At 49.6% G+C, this 484-nt stretch carries 1 protein-coding gene; it reads left to right on the forward strand.

Features of this window, described 5'->3' with window-relative positions; all coding sequences use genetic code 11:
• Positions 1-484, forward strand: a 484-nt coding sequence (locus tag NLX73_RS24855; protein WP_254327612.1) for a condensation domain-containing protein, incomplete at both ends; no start/stop codon positions are given.

The following is a 484-nucleotide window of genomic DNA, read 5'->3' on the forward strand; positions in this document are numbered from 1 at the left end:
TATGGAGCTTCCATCATATTGTGATGGACGGATGGTGCCTGTCCCTGATGACGGACGAAGTGTTTGGGGCATATGTTTCCTTGCTGGAGCACAAGCAGCCAGAGCTGGCACCTGTCAAGCCGTATAGTGACTATATCGAATGGTTGGAACATCAGGATGCACAGGAAGCGACCCGTTATTGGAGTGACTATGTGGCAGGTTTTGAGCAGCAAACCTTGTTGCCTGGGGAGAACGCACAAGCTTCTGTCGTCGCACGGGATGAAGAACCGGACAGAAGTGGTGGAAGTTCAAATGCCGGCTATGTTTCGGAAAAGCTGCCCTTTAGGTTGGGTAAAGAACGGACTGCGGCATTAAACCAAATGGCCAAGCAACAACATGTCACGATTAACACACTGCTGCAAAGCGTTTGGGGCGTTATTTTACAGCAATACAATAATAATCAGGATGTTGTGTTTGGTGGTGTGGTATCCGGTCGTCCGGCAGA

Origin of the sequence: Paenibacillus sp. CH40 (genome assembly GCF_024213605.1) — a bacterium.
In the GTDB taxonomy this organism is placed as follows: domain Bacteria; phylum Bacillota; class Bacilli; order Paenibacillales; family Paenibacillaceae; genus Paenibacillus; species Paenibacillus polymyxa_B.